This is a genomic window from Collimonas sp. (assembly GCF_035566555.1).
Classification (GTDB): Bacteria; Pseudomonadota; Gammaproteobacteria; order Burkholderiales; family Burkholderiaceae_D; genus Collimonas.
On the sequence record NZ_DATMRB010000180.1, the window covers coordinates 19,955 to 39,124 of the forward strand.

Annotated in this window: 18 protein-coding genes and 3 tRNA genes; 8 read left to right on the top strand and 13 right to left on the bottom strand. The window is 60.6% G+C overall.

The genetic code is table 11. The features are described 5' to 3' along the window. Positions 1 to 5: 5 nt before the first annotated feature. The 3 genes from panC to VNZ65_RS22820 all read right to left on the bottom strand — a co-directional run bounded on the left by panC (position 6) and on the right by VNZ65_RS22820 (position 2,081). A complete protein-coding gene (panC, locus tag VNZ65_RS22810) occupies positions 6 to 845 on the bottom strand; it encodes a pantoate--beta-alanine ligase (protein ID WP_325673161.1) in 840 nt (279 codons plus the stop codon). A gap of 137 nt (positions 846 to 982) precedes the next feature. Then, positions 983 to 1,846: a ScpA family protein gene (locus VNZ65_RS22815; RefSeq protein WP_325673163.1), complete on the bottom strand. Its 864-nt coding sequence runs from the start codon at positions 1,844 to 1,846 to the stop codon at positions 983 to 985. Between the two features lie 25 nt (positions 1,847 to 1,871). Next, complete coding sequence (locus VNZ65_RS22820) at positions 1,872 to 2,081, bottom strand: DUF3460 family protein (RefSeq protein WP_062118445.1); 210 nt, start codon at positions 2,079 to 2,081, stop codon at positions 1,872 to 1,874. Between the two features lie 164 nt (positions 2,082 to 2,245). Here VNZ65_RS22820 and bamE point away from each other — a divergent pair, with 164 nt between their 5' ends. Next, the gene (bamE, locus tag VNZ65_RS22825; RefSeq protein ID WP_325673166.1) at positions 2,246 to 2,752 is read left to right on the top strand and encodes an outer membrane protein assembly factor BamE domain-containing protein; all 507 of its coding nucleotides are present in this window, start codon (positions 2,246 to 2,248) and stop codon (positions 2,750 to 2,752) included. A gap of 33 nt (positions 2,753 to 2,785) precedes the next feature. On the opposite strand, the gene VNZ65_RS22830 is transcribed toward bamE, so the two are convergent. Then, entirely contained in the window at positions 2,786 to 3,265 is a 480-nt protein-coding gene (locus tag VNZ65_RS22830; protein ID WP_325673168.1) for a GNAT family N-acetyltransferase, read from the bottom strand. An 8-nt stretch (positions 3,266 to 3,273) separates the two neighbouring features. Beyond that, a complete protein-coding gene (metG, locus tag VNZ65_RS22835; RefSeq protein ID WP_325673170.1) occupies positions 3,274 to 5,364 on the bottom strand; it encodes a methionine--tRNA ligase in 2,091 nt (696 codons plus the stop codon). Positions 5,365 to 5,604: 240 nt separating this feature from the next. Between metG and apbC the strand changes: the two genes are divergently transcribed. Further along, positions 5,605 to 6,693, top strand: coding sequence for an iron-sulfur cluster carrier protein ApbC (gene apbC, locus VNZ65_RS22840; protein ID WP_325673172.1), 1,089 nt, complete (start codon positions 5,605 to 5,607; stop codon positions 6,691 to 6,693). Here the strand turns inward: apbC and VNZ65_RS22845 are convergent. Continuing rightward, positions 6,690 to 7,040, bottom strand: a complete 351-nt coding sequence (locus VNZ65_RS22845; RefSeq protein ID WP_325673173.1) for a cupin domain-containing protein — start codon at positions 7,038 to 7,040, stop codon at positions 6,690 to 6,692. The two genes, apbC and VNZ65_RS22845, sit on opposite strands and share 4 nt — an antisense overlap. 126 nt (positions 7,041 to 7,166) lie before the next feature. On the opposite strand from VNZ65_RS22845, the gene VNZ65_RS22850 reads away from it, so the two are divergent. From VNZ65_RS22850 to VNZ65_RS22870, 5 genes are all read left to right on the top strand, one after another. Beyond that, positions 7,167 to 7,574: a DUF4399 domain-containing protein gene (locus tag VNZ65_RS22850; RefSeq protein ID WP_325673175.1), complete on the top strand. Its 408-nt coding sequence runs from the start codon at positions 7,167 to 7,169 to the stop codon at positions 7,572 to 7,574. Positions 7,575 to 7,683: 109 nt separating this feature from the next. Then, on the top strand, positions 7,684 to 9,114 hold the full coding sequence (gene gltX, locus VNZ65_RS22855) for a glutamate--tRNA ligase (RefSeq protein WP_325673177.1): 1,431 nt from the start codon (positions 7,684 to 7,686) through the stop codon (positions 9,112 to 9,114). Between the two features lie 71 nt (positions 9,115 to 9,185). Next, positions 9,186 to 9,261: transfer RNA gene (locus tag VNZ65_RS22860), tRNA-Ala, on the top strand. 51 nt (positions 9,262 to 9,312) lie between these two features. After that, positions 9,313 to 9,388: transfer RNA gene (locus tag VNZ65_RS22865), tRNA-Glu, on the top strand. Between the two features lie 153 nt (positions 9,389 to 9,541). Next, positions 9,542 to 9,617 (top strand) — tRNA-Glu (locus VNZ65_RS22870). 43 nt (positions 9,618 to 9,660) lie between these two features. On the opposite strand, the gene VNZ65_RS22875 is transcribed toward VNZ65_RS22870, so the two are convergent. The 7 genes from VNZ65_RS22875 to VNZ65_RS22905 all read right to left on the bottom strand — a co-directional run bounded on the left by VNZ65_RS22875 (position 9,661) and on the right by VNZ65_RS22905 (position 17,118). Then, positions 9,661 to 11,082, bottom strand: coding sequence for a TolC family protein (locus tag VNZ65_RS22875; protein WP_325673179.1), 1,422 nt, complete (start codon positions 11,080 to 11,082; stop codon positions 9,661 to 9,663). Beyond that, the gene (locus VNZ65_RS22880; RefSeq protein WP_325673181.1) at positions 11,079 to 13,217 is read right to left on the bottom strand and encodes a peptidase domain-containing ABC transporter; all 2,139 of its coding nucleotides are present in this window, start codon (positions 13,215 to 13,217) and stop codon (positions 11,079 to 11,081) included. Before VNZ65_RS22880 ends, VNZ65_RS22875 begins: the two co-directional genes overlap by 4 nt. Beyond that, positions 13,214 to 14,470 carry an HlyD family secretion protein gene (locus VNZ65_RS22885; RefSeq protein ID WP_325673182.1) on the bottom strand — a complete coding sequence of 419 codons (1,257 nt, stop codon included), beginning with the start codon at positions 14,468 to 14,470 and terminating at the stop codon, positions 13,214 to 13,216. The genes VNZ65_RS22880 and VNZ65_RS22885 overlap by 4 nt, the downstream gene beginning before the upstream one ends. Positions 14,471 to 14,477: 7 nt before the next feature. Next, positions 14,478 to 14,636 (bottom strand): hypothetical protein, encoded by a 159-nt coding sequence (locus tag VNZ65_RS22890; protein WP_325673184.1) that lies wholly within the window; start codon positions 14,634 to 14,636, stop codon positions 14,478 to 14,480. 378 nt (positions 14,637 to 15,014) lie between these two features. Next, a complete protein-coding gene (locus VNZ65_RS22895) occupies positions 15,015 to 15,323 on the bottom strand; it encodes a hypothetical protein (RefSeq protein WP_325673186.1) in 309 nt (102 codons plus the stop codon). 152 nt (positions 15,324 to 15,475) lie between these two features. Beyond that, positions 15,476 to 16,015 carry a glycine zipper 2TM domain-containing protein gene (locus VNZ65_RS22900; protein ID WP_325673188.1) on the bottom strand — a complete coding sequence of 180 codons (540 nt, stop codon included), beginning with the start codon at positions 16,013 to 16,015 and terminating at the stop codon, positions 15,476 to 15,478. 194 nt (positions 16,016 to 16,209) lie between these two features. Beyond that, positions 16,210 to 17,118, bottom strand: a complete 909-nt coding sequence (locus VNZ65_RS22905; protein ID WP_325673190.1) for a LysR family transcriptional regulator — start codon at positions 17,116 to 17,118, stop codon at positions 16,210 to 16,212. A gap of 261 nt (positions 17,119 to 17,379) precedes the next feature. On the opposite strand from VNZ65_RS22905, the gene gcl reads away from it, so the two are divergent. Next, positions 17,380 to 19,155: a glyoxylate carboligase gene (gcl, locus tag VNZ65_RS22910; protein ID WP_325673192.1), complete on the top strand. Its 1,776-nt coding sequence runs from the start codon at positions 17,380 to 17,382 to the stop codon at positions 19,153 to 19,155. The last annotated feature ends 15 nt before the right edge of the window (positions 19,156 to 19,170 follow it).

Genomic DNA, 19,170 nt, shown 5'->3' on the forward strand with positions numbered 1-19,170 from the left:
GCAGCTTATATCTCCAGATTGTCGATCAGGCGCGTAGTGCCGAGCTTGGCGGCGGCCAGCACCACCAGCTTTTCGCCTTGCGCCAGGTCGCCGGCGGCCGGCGCCTGGAGGTCGCAGCGCTTGCGGATCGAGATGTAGTCCGGCTTCCAGCCGCGGCTGCCGAGTTGCGCCATCGCTTCTTTCTCCAGTTCGAAGATATTCAGATGGCCGGCACGCACTTCTTCGGCGACCTGGTTGAGCGTCTTGAACAGGGTCGGCGCTTCTGCCCGTTCGTCGGCCGACAGATACATATTGCGCGAGGACAGGGCCAGGCCGTCGTCGGCGCGCCAGGTTTCGGCGGCGATGATTTCGGTCGGCAGGGCGAACTGCTTGGCCATGTTGCGGACGATCATCAGCTGTTGGTAATCTTTCTTGCCGAACACCGCCACTCTTGGCTGTACGCAGGAAAACAGTTTCAGCACCACGGTCGTCACGCCGGTAAAGAAGCCAGGGCGGAATTCGCCTTCCAGCGTGTTGCCGAGATCGTCGGGCGGCCGCACGCGGAATTCCTGCGGCTCCGGATACAAGTCTTTTTCGGTCGGGGCGAAGAGAACATAGACGCCTTCCTTCTCCAGCTTCTCGACGTCGGCGGCGAAGGTGCGCGGGTATTTGTCGAAATCTTCGTTGGGGCCGAACTGCAGACGGTTCACGAAGATGGAAGCGACAATCGGGTCGCCATGCTTCTTGGCCAGGCGCATCAGCGACAGGTGGCCCTCATGCAGGTTGCCCATGGTCGGCACGAATGCGGTGCGCAGTTGGCCGCGCAATTGGTCGCGTAGCTCTTCGATCGAGGAAATGATTTTCATGAAATATTATATTTGCGGAATAAAATGTAAATATCGCCGTAGGGTGGGCACCCGTGCCCACGTGTGACCTGTGCATCAAAGGTCAGGTGCCCGTCGGCTATCACGCGTGGGCACAAAGACGCGCCCACCCTACAAAATCAAGCCGGCGCATAAGTGGGCGAGTAGGCCAGTCGCACATAGATGGGCGCAAAAGGTTCAGCCTGGGTAATCTCGATCAGGGTTTCCTTGGCCAGCTCCAGCAGGGCGATGAAGTTCACCACCAGCACCGGTACGCCGCGCGCCGGATCGAACAGCTCGGCAAACTCGACAAAGCGCGCCGATTGCAGGCGTCGCAAGATCCCGGTCATGTGCTCGCGCACCGACAGTTCTTCGCGACTGATGGTGTGGTGGGCGGTCAGTTTGGCGCGCTTGATGACGTCGGCCCAGGCTGCCTGCAGATCGTCCAGGTTGACGTCCGGCCAGCGCGTGACGGTATTTTGCTCGATGTAGATCTGGGTGCGCACATAGTCGCGCCCGAGTTGCGGCAAGGCGTCGATCTCGCGCGCCGCCAGCTTCATCTGCTCGTATTCCAGCAGGCGCCGCACCAGCTCCGCGCGCGGGTCCTCGGCTTCTTCGCTGTCGGTCTTGCGTACCGGCAGCAGCATGCGCGACTTGATTTCGATCAGCATGGCCGCCATCAGCAGATACTCGGCCGCCAGCTCCAGGTTGGTGATGCGGATCTGGTCGACGTATTCCAGGTATTGCAGGGTCACCTGCGCCATCGGGATGTCGAGGATGTTGAAGTTCTGCTTGCGGATCAGGTAGAGCAGCAGGTCGAGCGGACCTTCGAATGCTTCCAGGAAGACTTCCAGCGCATCCGGCGGAATGTAGAGATCGGTCGGCATGCGGAACAGCGGCTCGCCGTACAGGCGCGCGTAAGCCACGCCGTCGATCACATTCGGGGTCGAATCGGGTTGGCCTTCCAAGGTCAGTTCGGCGGCGTCCGACGAATTCTGGCTCATCTGATCTTACCTGGCCGGGACCGGCTTAGTGATTGTTCTGATACACATAGGGTTGCTGTTCGACGCGCGATTCCTCGGTGCGTTGCTGGCTGTCGAGGTCGATCGGTGTCTTGTCCCACAGCAGGGCGCGGCCGGCCAGCTGCTGTTCTTCCAGCTTCGGATTCTTTTCCTTGAGTTCTGCAACGAATTTGGTGATGTCGGATTGGTAACCGTAAATTTGTTTGGAAAATTTCATGGGTGCTTTGATAATGGGCTGGGATTAGGCGCTATTTTATGCTATTTCGGGGTCGCCCAACGGTTTGTCGTTGGCGGCGGCCAGGATTGTTTTGTATCTTTATGGCAACTATCGAGCTGGAAAAGGACGATATACTTGGGTAATCATCGTAAGCAGGAGGCGGCATGAAATCATGGGCACGCAAGATTTTGCTGTTGCTGGCGCCATTGCTGGTTATGGCTTGCGACCAGAATGGCAACTTCATACAGGAGGCGGGCTTGGAAAAACTCAACCGCGGCGTATCGTCGGAAGCCGATGTGCGCAATGCCATGGGCCAGCCGGATACGGTCTGGGAAAAGGAAAACGGCGAACGTACGCTGGAATATCCCAAAGGGCCGTCCGGCACCCGCACCTGGATGTTCTACATCGGCCCGGATGGCAAGCTGGCCGACTACAAGCAGGTGCTGACCGAAGAGAATTTCGCCAGGATCAAGGTTGGCATGCGCAAGGAAGAGATCCGCCAGATGCTGGGCAAGCCGCGCACCGTGGTGCAGTTCACCCGCAAGAACGAGGAAGTATGGGACTGGCGCTATATCCAGAGCGACGCCAGCCAGGCTTTCTTCAATGTCCACATGGATATCACCAGCGGGCTGGTGACCGGTACCTCGGTATCCCAGGTTTACGGGCATTAGCGTAGGGTGGGCACAGCGTGCCCACGCAGTATCTTACCGCCTGAGCCAGCGCCGCATCACCGTCGGCGGCTCCGCCAGGGGATTGGCGCGGGTATATTCCAGCTCCGGCGCCAGTTCGAATTCAAACACGGCGTACAGGTCGACCACGCGCGCCTGGTCGGCGCGCACCGCCAGCCGCAGCTCTTGCACATCGGCGCCATGGGCGCGATGAATGATCGCCTCCATCAGATGCTGCGACAAGCCCTGGCCGCGATAGTCCGGCAGCACGCCCATGCGCAGCACTTCCCAGACATCGGCTTCGGTATCCGAGGGCAGCCAGCGCACCGAGCCGGCGGGCTGGCCGTCCAGCAACAGGATGAAGCCGCCGCCGCGCTGCAGGTCTTGCTGTACCTGCTCGGTCTGCTCGCGATGGCCGCTGGAGCCTGGGGCGACCCGTTCAGCCCAGCAGGCGCGGGTCAGCTCGGCGATCAGTGCGGCATCGTCGGCGCTGGCTTCGCGCACCTGCAAGTTCATCGCCGCGCTTAGCTGACCCGCATGCCCGGCTCGGCGCCTGGCCACGGGGTCAGCACGTAGATGCCCGGATTGGCTTTGCCGTCGACGGCGGAAGCTGCCAGCACCATGCCTTCGGAGATGCCGAACTTCATTTTGCGCGGCGCCAGGTTGGCCACCATCACCGTCAGCTTGCCGACCAGTTCTTCCGGCTGGTAAGACGATTTGATGCCGGAGAAGACATTGCGCAAACGGCCTTCGCCGACATCCAGCGTCAGCCGCAGCAGCTTGTCGGAACCTTCGACATGCTCGCAGTTGACGATCTTGGCGATGCGCAGGTCGACCTTGACGAAATCGTCGATCTTGATCTCGGCGGCCAGCGGCTCGATGCTGCTGGCTGTTGCTGGCGCTGCGGTTTCTGCAGCGGCGGCAGGCACCGGCGCATCGAACAGGGCGTCCAGCATCTTCGGCTCGACCCGTGTCATCAGGTGGGCGTAGGCATTGATGACGTGGCCATCGGCCAGCGGCTTGGCAACGTCGCTCCACACCAGCGGCGAGATCTGAAGGAAGGCTTCGACTTGCGCCGCCAGCGCCGGCAATACCGGTTTCAGGTACAGGGTAAGGATGCGGAACGCCTCCAGCAGGCGGCTGCAGACTTCGTGCAGCAGTGCTTCCTTGCTCGGATCCTTGGCCAGTTCCCACGGCTTGTTGGCGTCGACATAAGCGTTGACGGCGTCAGCCTGTTCCATCACGGCGCGCAAGGCCTTGCCGTATTCGCGGCTGTCATACAACGCCTGGATATCGCCGGCGACGGCGCGCAGCCTGGCCAGGAACGGATCGCTGTCGGTGGCCCAGGCGGTGCTCAGCTTGCCGTCGAACTTCTTGGCGATGAAGCCGGCGGCGCGGCTGGCGATGTTGATGTACTTGCCGATCAGGTCGGAGTTGACGCGGGCGACGAAGTCGTCCGGGTTGAAGTCCAGGTCTTCCACCTTGGCGCTCAGCTTGGCGGCGATGTAGTAGCGCATCCATTCCGGATTCATGCCGAGGTCAAGGTAGCGCAGCGGCGAAATGCCGGTGCCGCGCGACTTCGACATCTTTTCGCCGGAGACTGTCAGGAAGCCGTGCACGAAGACATTATTCGGCACTTTCAGGCCCGAAAAATGCAGCATGGCCGGCCAGAACAGCGTGTGGAAATAGGTGATGTCCTTGCCAATGAAGTGATACTGCTCGGTCTTCGGATCGGCCATGAAGGCATCGTAGTCGCGCCCGGTCTTGCCGAAATAATTTTTCAGCGAAGCCAGGTAGCCGACCGGCGCGTCCAGCCAGACGTAGAAATACTTGCCGGGTTCATCCGGGATCTCGATGCCGAAGTAGGGCGCATCGCGGCTGATGTCCCAGTCGCCCATGCCGCCGTCGCTTTCCAGCCATTCCTTGGCCTTGTTGGCGACTTCCGATTGCAGCCTTGGCTTGCCGTCGACATTGCCGAGCGCCCAGCCGCGCAGGAATTCCACGCATTGCGGATCCGACAGGCGGAAGAAAAAATGTTCCGAGGATTTCATCACCGGCGTCGCGCCAGTCAGCGTCGAGTACGGATTCTTCAGGTCGGTAGGGGCATACACCGAGCTGCACACTTCGCAGGAATCGCCGTACTGGTCCTTGGCGCCGCATTTCGGGCATTCGCCCTTGATGTAGCGGTCCGGCAGGAACATGTTCTTGACCGGATCGAAGAATTGTTCGATGGTCTTGGTCGAGATGAAGCCCGCCGCTTTCAGCTTGCGATAGATGTCGCGCGACAGCTCGTGGTTTTCCGGGCCGTCGGTCGAGTGCCAGTTGTCGAAGGCGATATGGAAGCCGTCCAGGTACTGCTTGCGGCCGGCCGCGATCTGCGCCACGAACTCCTGCGGCGTGATGCCGGCTTTCTCGGCGGCGATCATGATCGGCGCGCCGTGGGCGTCGTCAGCGCCGACGAAATTGACTTCGTGGCCCTGCATTCGCTGGAACCGCACCCAGATGTCGGCCTGGATGTATTCCATGATGTGGCCGATATGAAACGCTGCATTGGCGTAAGGCAGGGCGGTAGTAACGAATAACTGGCGTGGAGTTGAAGTCAAAGTAATGCTCATTTGGCAATGAAATTGCAACGTCAAGCGCTGCTGGTTGGAATAAAGGGTTGATTTTAGCAGCCAACGACAAGAATTGCGGGATAGAACAGCCGTAGGGTGGGCACACCGTGCCCACGCGTGACGCTAATAATCCGGGTTTGCGCTTGGGCACGGTGTGCCCAAGCTAAGTTGCGCCAGCGGAGCGGCGTCGATTTGGTTTAGACTTGCCGCATCTTATCAAGAACGTGCAGAGGAAAAGTAATGAGCGTCACGATTGAAGCAGTCAAGGCAGCGTTATCCAGCGTCATCGACCCGAATACCGGCAAGGATCTGGTCAGCAGCAAGTCGGCCAGGAATATCCAGCTGGACGGCGCCGACGTCTCGTTCGACGTCGAGCTCGACTATCCGGCCAAGAGCCAGTTCGCGCTGATCGGCGCCGCCGCCATCGGTGCGGTGTCTGCGCTGGCCGGCGTCGGCCAGGTGCGCCCGAACGTCTATTCCAAAATACAATCGCATGCGGTGCAGCGCGGCATCAAGCTGATGTCCAACATCAAGAACATCATTGCAGTGGCTTCCGGCAAGGGCGGCGTCGGCAAGTCGACCACGGCGGTCAACCTGGCGCTGGCGCTGGCGGCGGAAGGCGCCCAGGTCGGTATCCTCGATGCCGACATCTACGGCCCCTCGCAGCCGATGATGATGGGCATCAGCGGCCGTCCGGAAACCAAGGACGGCAAGACCATGGAGCCGCTGGAAAACCACGGCTTGCAGGTATCGAGCATCGGTTTCATGGTCGATCCGGACGAGCCGATGGTATGGCGCGGTCCGATCGTGACCCAGGCCTTGCAGCAGCTGCTGGACCAGACCAACTGGCGCGACCTCGACTACCTGATCGTCGATATGCCGCCAGGCACCGGCGATATCCAGCTGACGCTCTCGCAAAAAGTGCCGGTCACCGGCGCCGTGATCGTCACCACGCCGCAAGACATCGCCTTGCTGGATGCGCGCAAGGGCTTGAAGATGTTTGAAAAGGTCGGCATTCCTATCCTCGGCATCGTCGAAAACATGAGCACCCACATCTGCTCCAACTGCGGCCATGCCGAAGCGATTTTCGGCGAAGGCGGCGGCGCCAGGATGTGCGGCGAATACGGCGTCGATTTCCTCGGCGCTCTGCCGCTGACCATGTCGATCCGCCAGCAGACCGATTCCGGCACGCCGACCGTGGTGGCGGAGCCGGACGGCCCGGTGGCGCATATCTATAAGGAAATCGCGCGCAAGGTGGCGGTCAAGGTAGCGGAAAAAGCCAAGGACATGAGCAGCAAGTTCCCGACCATCGTCATCAAGAACGATTAAGCCGCAAGGTCAGCGCCAGGAGCATGGTGGATCGCCAGCCAGATGGTCGGCTGCGCACCGTCGGTCCATTCGATGCGGTGGCGGCAGTGGGCCGGGATGTGCAGCCACGCTCCCGGCTGCATCACCTGTTCGGCCGCCGCGCCTTCCAGCGTCAGGCAGGCGCTGCCGCTCAGCAGCAACACCCATTCTTCCTGCGGATTGTCATACCAGAAGCCGGGCGGGCTGGCCTGCCCGCTGGAAACGATGCGTTCGATAGTCAGTCCGGCGCGCTGGTGCAGCAGTTCAAATACTTCTTCCGGACCGGCGGGCGGCAGTCCTGTCAATAGATTGCCGCTGGCGATTTGCATGGTATTTCCCCTTGAAAGCGATGCCGGCGGCATCCCTGTATTATGGCACTCAGTAAATTGTAGCGGCCTGTACTGTCTTGCAGACGGGTACCGGCATTATCCGTTTTTCACTGAAAGGACAAGACGATGAAATCACGATTTTTTTCCTTGCTGTTTTCCGCTGCCGTGCTGAGCGCCGGCCTGTTGCCGCAGATGGCCCATGCTGCCTCGGTTTCCTTCGTCGAGCCGGCCGACGGCGCGGTAGTCAGCAGCCCGTTCGCCGTCAAGTTCGGCGTCAGCGGCATGGAAGTCAAGCCGGCCGGCGACATGACGCCGAACACCGGTCATCATCATTTGCTGATTAATGAAGACAGCATCCCGGCCGGCCAGTCGATCCCGGTCGATGAAAAACATATACATTTTGGCAAGGGTCAGACTGAAACCTTGCTGACGCTGCCGCCTGGTAAATACAAGCTGACCATGCAGTTTGCTAACGGCGCCCACCAGTCTTACGGCCCGGAGCTGAGCAAAAGCATTAATGTGACCGTCAAGTAAGAAGCCTGAGAGCGTCGCGCGGCAGGCGGTTCCATCCGCTGCTGCAACGCGGTAAAATGGGGTTTTCCTTGATAACGGCCTTGGCATGCCAAGGCCGTCTTTATTTATCATGACTGCTAGCACTCCAGCTTCAACTTCCCCGGCCACCAAGGTCCGCACGCGCTTTGCGCCGAGCCCGACCGGTTACCTGCACTTGGGCGGCGCCCGCACTGCGCTGTTTTCCTGGGCGTTCGCGCGCCATTTCGGCGGCACATTCGTGTTGCGCATCGAGGATACCGATCTCGAACGCTCGACGCCGGAAGCGGTGCAGGCGATCATCGACGGCATGCAATGGCTGGGCCTGGAACATGACGAAGGGCCGTTCTACCAGATGCGCCGCATGGACCGCTATCGCGAAGTGATCGCGCAGATGCTGAAGGATGGCACGGCTTACCATTGCTATTCGTCGCCGGAAGAAGTCGAAGCGATGCGTGAGCGGATGCGCGCCGCCGGCGAGAAACCGCGCTACGACGGCACCTGGCGTCCTGCAGACGGCAAGACTTTGCCGCCAGTGCCGGCCGAGCGCAAGCCGGTGGTGCGTTTCAAGAATCCGCTCGACGGCGACGTCAGCTGGGACGATGTCGTCAAAGGCAACATCACGATTTCCAACCGCGAGATGGACGACCTGGTGATCGCCCGTCCGGACGGTACGCCGACCTACAATTTCTGCGTGGTGGTGGACGACTGGGACATGGAGATTACGCACGTGATCCGCGGCGACGACCATGTCAACAATACGCCGCGCCAGATCAATATCCTGAAAGCGCTGGGAGCGACCTTGCCGCTGTATGGCCACGTGCCGATGATCCTCGGCGCCGACGGCGAGAAACTGTCGAAGCGCCATGGCGCGGTCAGCGTGATGGATTATCCGGCCCAGGGCTATCTGCCGGAAGCCATGCTGAATTACCTGGCGCGCCTGGGCTGGAGCCATGGCGACGAAGAGATTTTCAGCATGGAGCAGTTTTGCCAGTGGTTCAATCTCGACCACCTGTCGAAATCGCCGGCGCAATTCAATCCGGAAAAGCTGGCGTGGATCAACAACCACTACATCAAGCTGGCCGACAACCAGCGCCTGGCTGCCATGGTCAAGCCGCTGATGGAACAGGACGGCGCCGATTTCAACGGCGCGCCGGATCTGGCGAAAGTCATCGGCCTGCTGAAAGAGCGCGCCCACACTGTCAATGAAATCGCGGTTGCCGCCATGCTGTTCTATCGCCAGCCGGCGCCGGATGCGGCTTTGCTGACGCAGCACTACACCGACGCCATCAAGCCGGCGCTGGCCGATTTCGCCCAGCGCTGCGCCACGGCCGAATGGACCAAGGAAAGCCTGGCGCCGATGATCAAGGAAGTGCTGGCGGCGCACAAGCTGAAGATGCCGCAGTTCGCCATGCCTTTGCGCCTGATGGTGACAGGGCAGTTGCAGACCCCGGCGATCGATGCCGTGCTGGAATTGTTGGGGCGTGAGGCCGTGACAACACGTTTGCAACCTTATCTGGCGTAAATCTGCAATAAATCTGCAAATCGGGATTTACAAGCGCTAAATAAGCTTGCTATAATCTCGCTTCTGCAAACGGGGGTATAGCTCAGCTGGGAGAGCGCTTGCATGGCATGCAAGAGGTCAGCGGTTCGATCCCGCTTACCTCCACCAGCAAATTGGTAGCAGAAGTAGTAGGCAGTAAAGTTAGTTGGACAGCTTGCTGTCCCCATCGTCTAGAGGCCTAGGACATCACCCTTTCACGGTGAGTACGGGGGTTCGAATCCCCCTGGGGACGCCAGAATTCTTTTGGCATCGACAGGAAAGCGGTCAGAAAATGACTGCAGAATATTGGTGTTGAGTGTTTTCGATACAATCGATGAGGCCGCCAAATGCGGCCTTTATTGTTTTTTGCAAGCAGCAGTAGAAGCAAGGCCAGTACGGACAGAATACTGTCCCCATCGTCTAGAGGCCTAGGACATCACCCTTTCACGGTGAGTACGGGGGTTCGAATCCCCCTGGGGACGCCAGAATAAAAAGGCCCGCGCAAGCGGGCCTTTTTATTTTCAATCGCTAAATTCCATCAATCCGCAAGCGCCCAAGACTAGCGGCAAGACGCAAGCGCGCAGTCTGCCAGCTGGTCAGCGAAAGAATGCGCTGCTGCTGCGCGCCCGCCAGGTCGCTTTGCGCTTTCAGCAACTCCAGTATATTGCCGACCCCGGCCTTGTAGCGTCCCTGCGCCACTTCAAACGACTGGCGCGCGCTGTGCAGCAGGATGTCGGTGCTGTGCAGGTTTTCCGCTTCGCTGCGTAAAGCCTGGCTGCTTTTCCATACTTCCAGCGCGACCTGCTGTTCGACGCCGGCCAGTTCCGCTTCCTTGCTGTCGGCCTGGGCCTGGGCGCCGCGCGCCTTGTACTTGCGGGTGAAGCCGTCGAACAGCGGGATGCTGATCTGCAGGCCGATGCTGCGGCTGTTGATGGTTTGCTTGGAGGAGACCTGGGTGATCGGCGTGTCGCTGCGGTCGCCGGTGGCGAACAGCGACAGCGTCGGCCGGCCATCGGCGCGGGCAGCGTCAGCTTGCGCCTGCGCTGCTTTCCATTGCGCTTGCGCCGCCAGGATTTTCGGATGGCTGCGCACGGCGTCGGCGATCAGCTGGTCGACGGCCTGCTGCAGCAGCGGCGCATCGCTGGCATTGCCCAGCGCTGCCAGCGTCAGCGCGGTGTTGGGACGCCAGCCCATGACGATGGCCAGGCTGCCCAGCGCGTTCTGCAGATCGCCGGCTGCTTGTGCGCGTTTCAAGCTGGCCTGGGCGTAGGCGGTTTGCGCTTGTAGCTTGTCGGCCAGGGTGCCGGCGCCGGCCTGGTATCTGGCGGCGCTGGCCTTGAAGCTTTGCTCAGCTGCCTGCTCGGCTTCGGTGGTGGCGGCCAGCAGCGCCTGCGCTGCCTGCGCTTCGTAAAAACTTTGCACGGTGCTGAGAAAGACTGTCTGCAGCATGTCGTCCTGTGCAGCATTGGCGGCGTTCAGCAATTGCCGCGCATTTTCCAGGTTGGCGGCGCGCAAGCCGAAATCGTACAGCACCCAGCTCAGGTTGAGATTGACGTCACTGCTGTGGGTGGTGAGTGAAGAATCATTGGCCGGAAAATCCGGATAAGTGGTGCGATTGTCGGCCTTGCTCCAGGTGCCGCCGGCCGTCAGCGCCGGCAGGTAGGCAGCGCGGCTGACGCCGACCGCGGCCGCCTGCGCCTTGACGTTGGCCCATGCCTGGCGGGTTTGCGGGTTGCGGCACAGTGCGCGCTCGACTGCATCCAGCAGGGTCAGTGGATCCGGCAACCGGGCATCGAAGCTGCAGCCAACGCCATAGCCAATGATAACCGGGGTGACGGAAACCTCATGCATGGTGTGCAGCGGATCGGACCAGAGCGGCTCGGCGCGTAGCGCCGCCGCAGCCGTCGCAGCCAGCGCCAGCAGGCAGCCTATGCGCAGGACGCCGCTCATGCCGATGCCGCTTCCTGTGCCGGCAGCTCCGGCATGGTTATCACCTTGCCGCCGGCCAGCACGATTGCGCGGTCGGCGCTGTTGATGGTTTCCGGCCGGTGGGCGACGATCACGCGCGTGATGCGCATGGCGCCGATGGCGTGGTTGACCTGCTGCTCGCGTTCGATGTCGAGATGGCTGGTGGCTTCGTCCAGGAACAGGATCTGCGGCCGTTTGTACAAGGCGCGCGCCAGCAGGATCCGCTGCTTCTGTCCACCCGAAAGAATCGTGCCCATGTCGCCGACCAAGGTGTTGTAGCCCATCGGCATGGCGCCGATATCCTGTTCGATGGCGGCCAGCCGCGCGCATTGGCGGATCCAGGCCTGGTCGGCCTGCGCATCGAAGAAGCTGATGTTGTCGGCCAGCGAGCCGGCGAACAGGACATCGTCCTGCAGTACCGTGCCGACCATGCGGCGCAAGGTGTCGAGGCCGACCTGCTGCACCGGCTGGCCGCCGATCAGCACCTCGCCCTGGCTCGGCGCCAGTATCCCCAGCAAGACATTGACCAGGGTGGTCTTGCCACCACCCGAGGGGCCGACGATGGCCACCGATTCGCCGGCCTCGATGCGGAACGACACATCGTCCAGCACATACGGTTCCTGTTCGGCATAGCGGAAGCGCAGGCCGCGCACTTCCAGTGATGGCTGCAGCGCCGCCTCATGCTGCTCGAACTGGCGGCCATGCGTGGTTTCCGGCGGCTGCAGCACGATGTCGGCCAGCCGCTCGCCTTGCAGCTGCAGCATCTTGAGCTCGACGAACTTGTCGATCAGCGAACTGACGCGGCTGTCGAACTGACCCTTGTAGGCAGTGAAGGCCATCAGCGCGCCAACCGTGAAATTGCCGTCCATGACCAGGCGGGCGCCGAGCCAGATGGTGAGGATGTTCTCGATGCCGAACAGCACGCCGTTGAGGGTCTTGTAGAGCAGGCTCAGCTTTTGCGTGCGCAGGTCGGCGTTGATCTGGTCCACCAGCAGGCTGAGCCAGGTGGAACGGCGCTCGTCCTGGCGCTGGAACAGCTTGATGGTCTTGACGCCGCGGATGGTTTCCAGGAAATGGGTCTGCTGCTTGGCAGCGTGGATGATCTGCTCTTCGGTGGCGTGCCGCAATGGCGCGAACCAGGCCCAGCGCCCGAGGCCATAAAGCAGCATGGCGCCTATCGCGATCCACGCCAGGGTCGGGCTGTAGATGAACATCAGCACCAGCGTTGCCGCCGTCATGACGCCATCCAGGATCGCTTCCAGGAAAGAAGTGGTGAGCGTGTGCTGGATGATGCCGACCGCGCCGAAGCGCGACACCACGTCGCCCAGGTGACGCTTCTCGAAATAGGCCACCGGCAGGCGCAATAAATGCGTGAAGACATTGGCTTGCCATTGCACGTTGAGGGTGGTGCTCATGTACATCAGCACCCAGCTGCGGCCGAAGCCGATCGCCTGCTGCATCAGCATCAGCAGGCCGAAGCCGAGAGCCAATGTCGTCAGCAGGTCACGGTCGGCCGCGACCAGCACGTTGTCGATCACCCATTGCAGGAAGAACGGGCTGACCACGGCAAACACTTCTAGCGCCAGCGACAGCAGCAGGATCTGGCTGAACGAACGATACAGCCCGGTGATGCGGCCCAGCAGGCGGCGCAGCGGCACGCTCTGCACAGCGCTGGCCGGCTTGAAGCCGGGATTCGGCCACAGTTCCAGGGCTACGCCGGTGAAGGCCGTGGCGACTTCTTCGAGCGACAGCTTGCGGACGCCGAAGGCCGGATCGTAGATGGTTACCGAACGGAGGCCGACTTCCTGCAGCACCACGAAGTGATTCAAATTCCAGTGCAGCACGCAGGGCAGCTTGAGTTGGCCCAGATCGCCGATCTCCAGCTTCAGCGGACGCGAAGCCAGCTCCAGCTGCGCGGCGATGGCGATCAGGTCGCGCAGGGTGGAGCCCTTGAGCGAGACCGGGAAGCGGCGCCGCAAGCTGGCCAGGTCGGTACGGTAACCGTGATAGCCCGCCACCATGCCAAGGCAGGCCAGGCCGCATTCGGTGGCCTCGGTTTGCAGCATCAGCGGCAGGGTGGCGTGGAAGCCGAAGGCAAGTCGATTGAACATGGTCACAGTTTGCCGGTCAGGCTGTAGAGGGGTTCCAGCACCCATTCATAGAGGCGCAGCTTTTCCTGCTGGATGTCGGCGTCGAGCAGCATGCCGGCCTGCAGCGGCCGCCGCAGGCCGTAGGCTTGCACCTGCTGCGAGGCCAGCCGCACGGTAATGCGGTACATCGGCTCGCTGCCGTTGCCGCCGGCGGGGACGCCGATGGCGTTCAGTTCATTGCTAGGCAAGGCAGTCCGGGCGACCGCTTCGACCACGCCCTTCTGGTGGCCGAATTTCTGGTAGGGATAAGCCTGGTAGCGGATCAGCACCTGGTCGCCGGGACGCACGAAACCGATGGCGCGGCTAGGCGCATACAGCTCGGCGTGCAAGGCGGCGCCGGCCGGCACGATGCTCAGTAGCGGCCGGTTGCCGTCCACGGCCTGGCCGGCGTCGGCCAGCACGGCGGTGGCGATGCCAGCTTGCGGCGCCGTGACGACGATGCGGCGCTTGGCTTCGCTTTCGCTCAGTTCCTGGCCGGTGCTACTGAGCGTGCGGTCTATCTGCGCCAGCTGGTTCTGCTGCTTCAGCGACAAGCCGCCCAGTTCGCTCTGCTGCGCCGCCAGCTCGCGGCCGACGCTGATGCGGTCGCGCTCCAGGCTTTGCTGACGGTTCTTCTGGTCGAGCAGGTCTTCCTGCTTTTGCTGAAACTGCTCCTTGGAGATGTAGTCTTGCTGCAGCAAGCCTTGGTAGCGCTGCAAGGTTTCCTGGGCCAGCCTGACGCGGTCCTGCTGGCCCGCGATCTGGTTATCCAGCTTGGCCAGTTCATTGCCGAGGGCGGCAATCTTGTGATTCAGGCCGCTGCGTTCTTCCTGCTGCAGCACACGGGTCTTTTGCAGTTCATCGCGCAGGCTGGCCTGGCGCTGCTCGACCTGGCTGCTGATGGCGGCCTGGGTCGCGCCCTGGGTGCTGCTCTGGCGCTCGCTCGACAACACATACAGGATCTCGCCGGCTTGCAGCGCCTGGCCTTCCTTGACATGCTGCTCGATGACGATGCCGCTTTGCGGCGCGTAGACCTTGATCAGGCCGCCGCCCGGCAGCAGCTGGCCGCTGACGGTGCTGTGCCTGGTGTAGCTGCCCCAGGCCAGGAACGCGCATACCAGCAGCGCCAGCAAGGCGGCGCCGGCGCTCAGCAAGGCAAACGACAGCGGCCGTATCAGGACGATGTCGCCCAGCCATTTGGTTTGTTGGGCGGCCACAGCCTGTTCGCGGAATAAACTCATGATGTCTTCAAAATGACAAAAAACACGGCAAACGGCTGCCGTGTTTTTTGCAGGAAAATCGAACCGCTTTTAGGCGGGTTGCGGCGGTGTCGGTGGTGTCGGCGGCTTTGGCTTGTTGCAGCTTGGCTTGCTTGGCATGCAGCTCTTGAAGAAGTTGCTGAAGCAAGATGAGAAGAACTTGCTGAAAAACAGACAGCAGCCGCCGCTGACCTGATCGATTTCCTGTGCTGATAATTGCTGAATTGCCATATTTTCTCCCTTTGGATTAAAAACCACTGGCGGCGATTGGCGGTGATGGTTCGTCGCCAGCGAAATCCGGCACATGCCGAAAATTACATAAAAATACATTAATTAATTATCGTATTGACATTATTGTTTGATGGTTAATGCGAATGCAATCCATTAATTGTGAATATAACAATAATTAACAATTTAATTTTGGAATGTAAAATTGATTTTCATATGACAGCTGAGAATGCTCAGCCGCCGGCGGGTAAAAAAAAAGGCCGCGAAAGCGGCCTTTGATCATGCTGGCTGGGAGGGGTCAGCGGCGTGCGCCGAGGGTCATTTCGCGCGCACGCTGCATGTCACGGTCGAAATTGACGCGCGCATCGCGCTTGCAATCCGCGGCTGCGCGTCCGCGCATCGCGCGGCAATCATTCATGGCCTGCGCATAAGCATTGGTATTTTCTTTTTTCATGGTCTCGAAGCGCGCCTGCGGCGTCCGGTCCGGCACGCCCCAGCGCGGCGGGTCCCGGTACTGGACGTTTTCTTCCGCTGCATTGACATGCAGCGCGAAAGCATTCGCGGCGATAAAGAAAGCCAGCGACAAAGGTTTGATGTGGATTTTCATGATGCCTCCTGGTGTTGTTGCATTCAGCAAGATGCGGAATGTGAACGTACTGATAGGGCCGATGACATCTGATGCTTTGTTCGCCTGGCCGGCAGTCCATGTCCATCAGGATTGCCGCCAGGATTCAATCACTGCAGCGAGAGATTGAAGACTTAATAGCGCGAAATCTGGCCGTTATCAACACGCACCCGGTCGCCGACCCGCAGATCGCCGGGGTTGCTGATGCTGATGGTCTGGTAGCCGTTGTTGTCCATGCGCACGCGCACGTTATAGGAAGTGGAGCCCGGGCTGTTGCGTGCTTCCAGCTGATTGCCTGCCACCGCGCCGCCGACCACGCCGGCGATAGTCGCCAGAGTGTTGCCGTTGCCGTGGCCGATCTGGTGGCCGACCACGCCGCCCAGCACGCCGCCGACCACCGCGCCGCCTATGCCCTGGCTAGGCGTATTGACGACGTCGATAGCATCGACCACGCCGTAGTTGCTGTTATTGTTTTGCTGGTAGCCACCTTGCTGGTAGCCCGGATAGGCTTGCGCCGGCGGATTGCCGTAGCCCTGGTTGCTGTAGCCTTGATTGTTATAGCCCTGGTTGCCATAACCTTGTCCGCCGTATGGCGCAGCGCAGCCGCCGAGCAGCAGCGAAGCGCCGATGACGGCAGCCAGCAAGGCTTGTTGAGTTGATCTGCGGATAGTCATGACTTGCCTCATTAGTATTAAGGAATTCAACTGAGCGAATTCGGGGTGGAGTATTCAGTGTAGTACTTCATGGCGAAGCGTATGTGCGCTGCCCAACACTAAAACGGTTTTATGAGGCAGACGGTTGACCGCGCGTTCAATCCAGGAGATCGCCTTGTCTTCCAATAATTTGTTGCTAAATCACAAGTATCGGATCAGCCCTTGCTCCAGTAATCCGGCTGCGCATAGATCGATTTCAGACGATCGATGAAGAAGCGCACTTTGGCAGGCAGGTGACGCTGCTGCGGATAGACCGCCATGATGTCGTAATGCGGCAGGGCGAATTCATCCAGCACCGTCAGCAGCTCGCCCGAAGCCAGCTGCGATTCGATTTCCCAGGTAGAGCGCCAGCCCAGTCCGAGTCCTTCGCTGACCCAGCGGTGCAGCAGCTCGCCGTCGTTGCAATCGAGGTTGCCGGCGGTCTTGATGATCACCGGCTTGCCGCCTTGCTGGAAATACCAGCCGCGCTGCTGGCCGCCTTGCAGGTTGAAGGAAAGGCAGTTGTGGTTGGCGATGTCTTCCAGCGTGCGCGGGATGCCGTTGCGATGGAAATATTCCGGCGTGCCGCATACCACGCGGCGGTTGCTGGCCAGTTTCACGGCGACGAAATTGGGATCGATGGCGCCGCCGATGCGGATGCTGATGTCATAGCCTTCGCGCACCAGGTCGACCACGCGGTCGGTCAGGTTGAACGAGATCTGCACTTCCGGATTGGTGGCGATGAACGCCGGCGCATGCGGCGCCACGTGCTTGCGGCCGAAAGCGGCAGGGGCCGACACCACCAGATGGCCGGTGGCTTTGTGGCGGCCTTCGGAGATGATTTTTTCCGCAATATCCAGCTCGGTCAGCAGCTTGCGGCAATGATCGAGGAAGACCGTGCCTTGCTCGGTCAGGGTCAGGTGGCGCGTGGTCCTGTGCATCAGCTTGGTGCCGAGCCGCTTCTCCAGCGCATCGATGCGCCGCCCCAACATCACGGGGGTAATGTTCTGCTCCAGCGCCGCACCTGCCAGGCTGCCTTTTTCCACTACGCTGACGAAGGCTTCTATCTGTTTGAGTTTATCCATGTCTCTTCCGGCTTCGTTGTTGGCTTCGTTACTGGCTTGTTCATAGCCGTATTTTGCGCTTTTCCTCAGTATTCCATACTTGACGTATCGAATAAAGCGATTGTTTGTGTTCTTATCAAACAATATGTTTGGTTATAGCATGTGTCTCATCCACTCGGCAGTCTCCATACCGCCTCCCGAATTTCCAGCAGCATTACGGGGCAAACCGGAGCAGGCCGCAGGCAGTGGCAATAATTTCACATTCTGTAATCCGGAGGCAACATGGCAAAGATGAAGGCAGTTGACGCAGTAATGCACGTATTGGCGAAAGAGGGCTGTGTGCAAGCCTTTGGCGTGCCAGGCGCCGCAATTAACCCGTTCTACTCTGCGATGAAGCGGCATGGCGGCATCGAGCACGTGCTGGCGCGCCACGTTGAGGGCGCATCGCACATGGCGGAAGGCTATACCCGCGCCAACCCGGGCAACATCGGCATCTGTATCGGTACCTCCGGCCCGGCCGGCACCGACATGATCACCGGCTTGTACTCGGCCCAGGCCGATTCGATCCCTATCCTCTGCATTACCGGCCAGGCGCCGCGCGCCCGTCTGTACAAGGAAGATTTCCAGGCGGTCGACATCGAGTCTATCGCCAAGCCAGTCACCAAGTGGGCAGTCACCGTGCGCGAGCCGGCCCTGTTGCCACGCGTGTTCCAGCAGGCTTTCCACATCATGCGTTCCGGCCGGCCAGGTCCGGTCCTGATCGACATGCCGTTCGATGTGCAGATGGCCGAGATCGAATTCGATCCGGACACCTACGAACCTTTGCCAGTCTACAAGCCGGCAGCTTCGCGCGCCCAGATCGAAAAAGCATTGACCATGCTGAACCAAGCAGAGCGTCCATTGCTGACTATCGGCGGCGGCGTCATCAATGCCGATGCGGCCGACCTCGCGGTTGAGTTTGCCGAACTGACCGGCGTGCCGGTGATTCCGACGCTGATGGCGTGGGGCGCGATCCCTGACGATCATCCGCAAATGGCGGGCATGGTCGGTCTGCAAACCAGCCACCGCTACGGCAACGCCACCATGCTGGCGTCCGACTTCGTGCTCGGCATCGGCAACCGCTGGGCTAACCGCCACACCGGTTCGGTGGAAGTGTTCACCAAGGGCCGCAAGTTCGTCCACGTCGACATTGAACCGACCCAGATCGGCCGCGTGTTCGGTCCTGACTATGGCATCGTCTCCGACGCCAAGACAGCCTTGAAGCTGTTCGTCGAAGTCGCCAAGGAATTGAAAGCCGCCGGCAAATTGCCGGATCGTTCGGCATGGCTGGGCGAGTGCCAGGAGCGCAAGCGCACCATGCAGCGCCGTACCCACTTCGAAAACGTGCCGGTCAAGCCGCAACGCGTGTACGAAGAAATGAACCGCGCTTTCGGCCGCGATACCTGCTACGTCAGCACCATCGGCTTGTCGCAGATCGCTGCAGCGCAATTCCTGCACGTGTACCACGCCCGTCACTGGATCAACTGCGGCCAGGCTGGTCCGTTGGGCTGGACCATTTCGGCAGCGCTGGGCGTCTGCGTCGCCGATCCGAAACGCGACGTGGTGGCGATTTCCGGCGACTACGACTTCCAGTTCATGATCGAAGAACTGGCGGTAGGCGCGCAGTTCAACCTGCCTTACCTGCATGTGGTGGTGAACAACTCTTACCTCGGCCTGATCCGTCAGGCACAGCGCGGCTTCGAGATGGATTACTGCGTGCAGCTGGCGTTTGAAAACATCAATGCGCCTGAACTCAACGGCTACGGCGTCGACCATATCGCGGTCGTCGAAGGCCTCGGCTGCAAGGCGATCCGCGTCACCGATCCGAATGCAATCCAGGATGCTTTCGCCCAGGCCAAGCGCTGGATGAAGGAATTCCGTGTGCCGGTGGTGGTGGAAATCATCCTGGAGCGTGTCACCAACGTTTCCATGGGTACCGAAATCGACAACATCAACGAGTTCGAAGAACTGGCAACCAGCCGCAGCCACGCGCCGACCGCCGTGTCCCTGCTCGACTGATTCCTGGATCCTGGA

Excerpts from the sequence above, each read along its gene's own strand:
- panC (WP_325673161.1), bottom strand. The coding sequence starts at position 845 with ATGAAAATCATTTCCTCGATCGAAGAGCTACGCGACCAATTGCGCGGC.
- VNZ65_RS22815 (WP_325673163.1), bottom strand. The coding sequence starts at position 1,846 with ATGAGCCAGAATTCGTCGGACGCCGCCGAACTGACCTTGGAAGGCCAA.
- VNZ65_RS22820 (WP_062118445.1), bottom strand. The coding sequence starts at position 2,081 with ATGAAATTTTCCAAACAAATTTACGGTTACCAATCCGACATCACCAAA.
- bamE (WP_325673166.1), top strand. The coding sequence starts at position 2,246 with ATGAAATCATGGGCACGCAAGATTTTGCTGTTGCTGGCGCCATTGCTG.
- VNZ65_RS22830 (WP_325673168.1), bottom strand. The coding sequence starts at position 3,265 with ATGAACTTGCAGGTGCGCGAAGCCAGCGCCGACGATGCCGCACTGATC.
- metG (WP_325673170.1), bottom strand. The coding sequence starts at position 5,364 with ATGAGCATTACTTTGACTTCAACTCCACGCCAGTTATTCGTTACTACC.
- apbC (WP_325673172.1), top strand. The coding sequence starts at position 5,605 with ATGAGCGTCACGATTGAAGCAGTCAAGGCAGCGTTATCCAGCGTCATC.
- VNZ65_RS22845 (WP_325673173.1), bottom strand. The coding sequence starts at position 7,040 with ATGCAAATCGCCAGCGGCAATCTATTGACAGGACTGCCGCCCGCCGGT.
- VNZ65_RS22850 (WP_325673175.1), top strand. The coding sequence starts at position 7,167 with ATGAAATCACGATTTTTTTCCTTGCTGTTTTCCGCTGCCGTGCTGAGC.
- gltX (WP_325673177.1), top strand. The coding sequence starts at position 7,684 with ATGACTGCTAGCACTCCAGCTTCAACTTCCCCGGCCACCAAGGTCCGC.
- VNZ65_RS22875 (WP_325673179.1), bottom strand. The coding sequence starts at position 11,082 with ATGAGCGGCGTCCTGCGCATAGGCTGCCTGCTGGCGCTGGCTGCGACG.
- VNZ65_RS22885 (WP_325673182.1), bottom strand. The coding sequence starts at position 14,470 with ATGAGTTTATTCCGCGAACAGGCTGTGGCCGCCCAACAAACCAAATGG.
- VNZ65_RS22895 (WP_325673186.1), bottom strand. The coding sequence starts at position 15,323 with ATGAAAATCCACATCAAACCTTTGTCGCTGGCTTTCTTTATCGCCGCG.
- VNZ65_RS22900 (WP_325673188.1), bottom strand. The coding sequence starts at position 16,015 with ATGACTATCCGCAGATCAACTCAACAAGCCTTGCTGGCTGCCGTCATC.
- VNZ65_RS22905 (WP_325673190.1), bottom strand. The coding sequence starts at position 17,118 with ATGGATAAACTCAAACAGATAGAAGCCTTCGTCAGCGTAGTGGAAAAA.
- gcl (WP_325673192.1), top strand. The coding sequence starts at position 17,380 with ATGGCAAAGATGAAGGCAGTTGACGCAGTAATGCACGTATTGGCGAAA.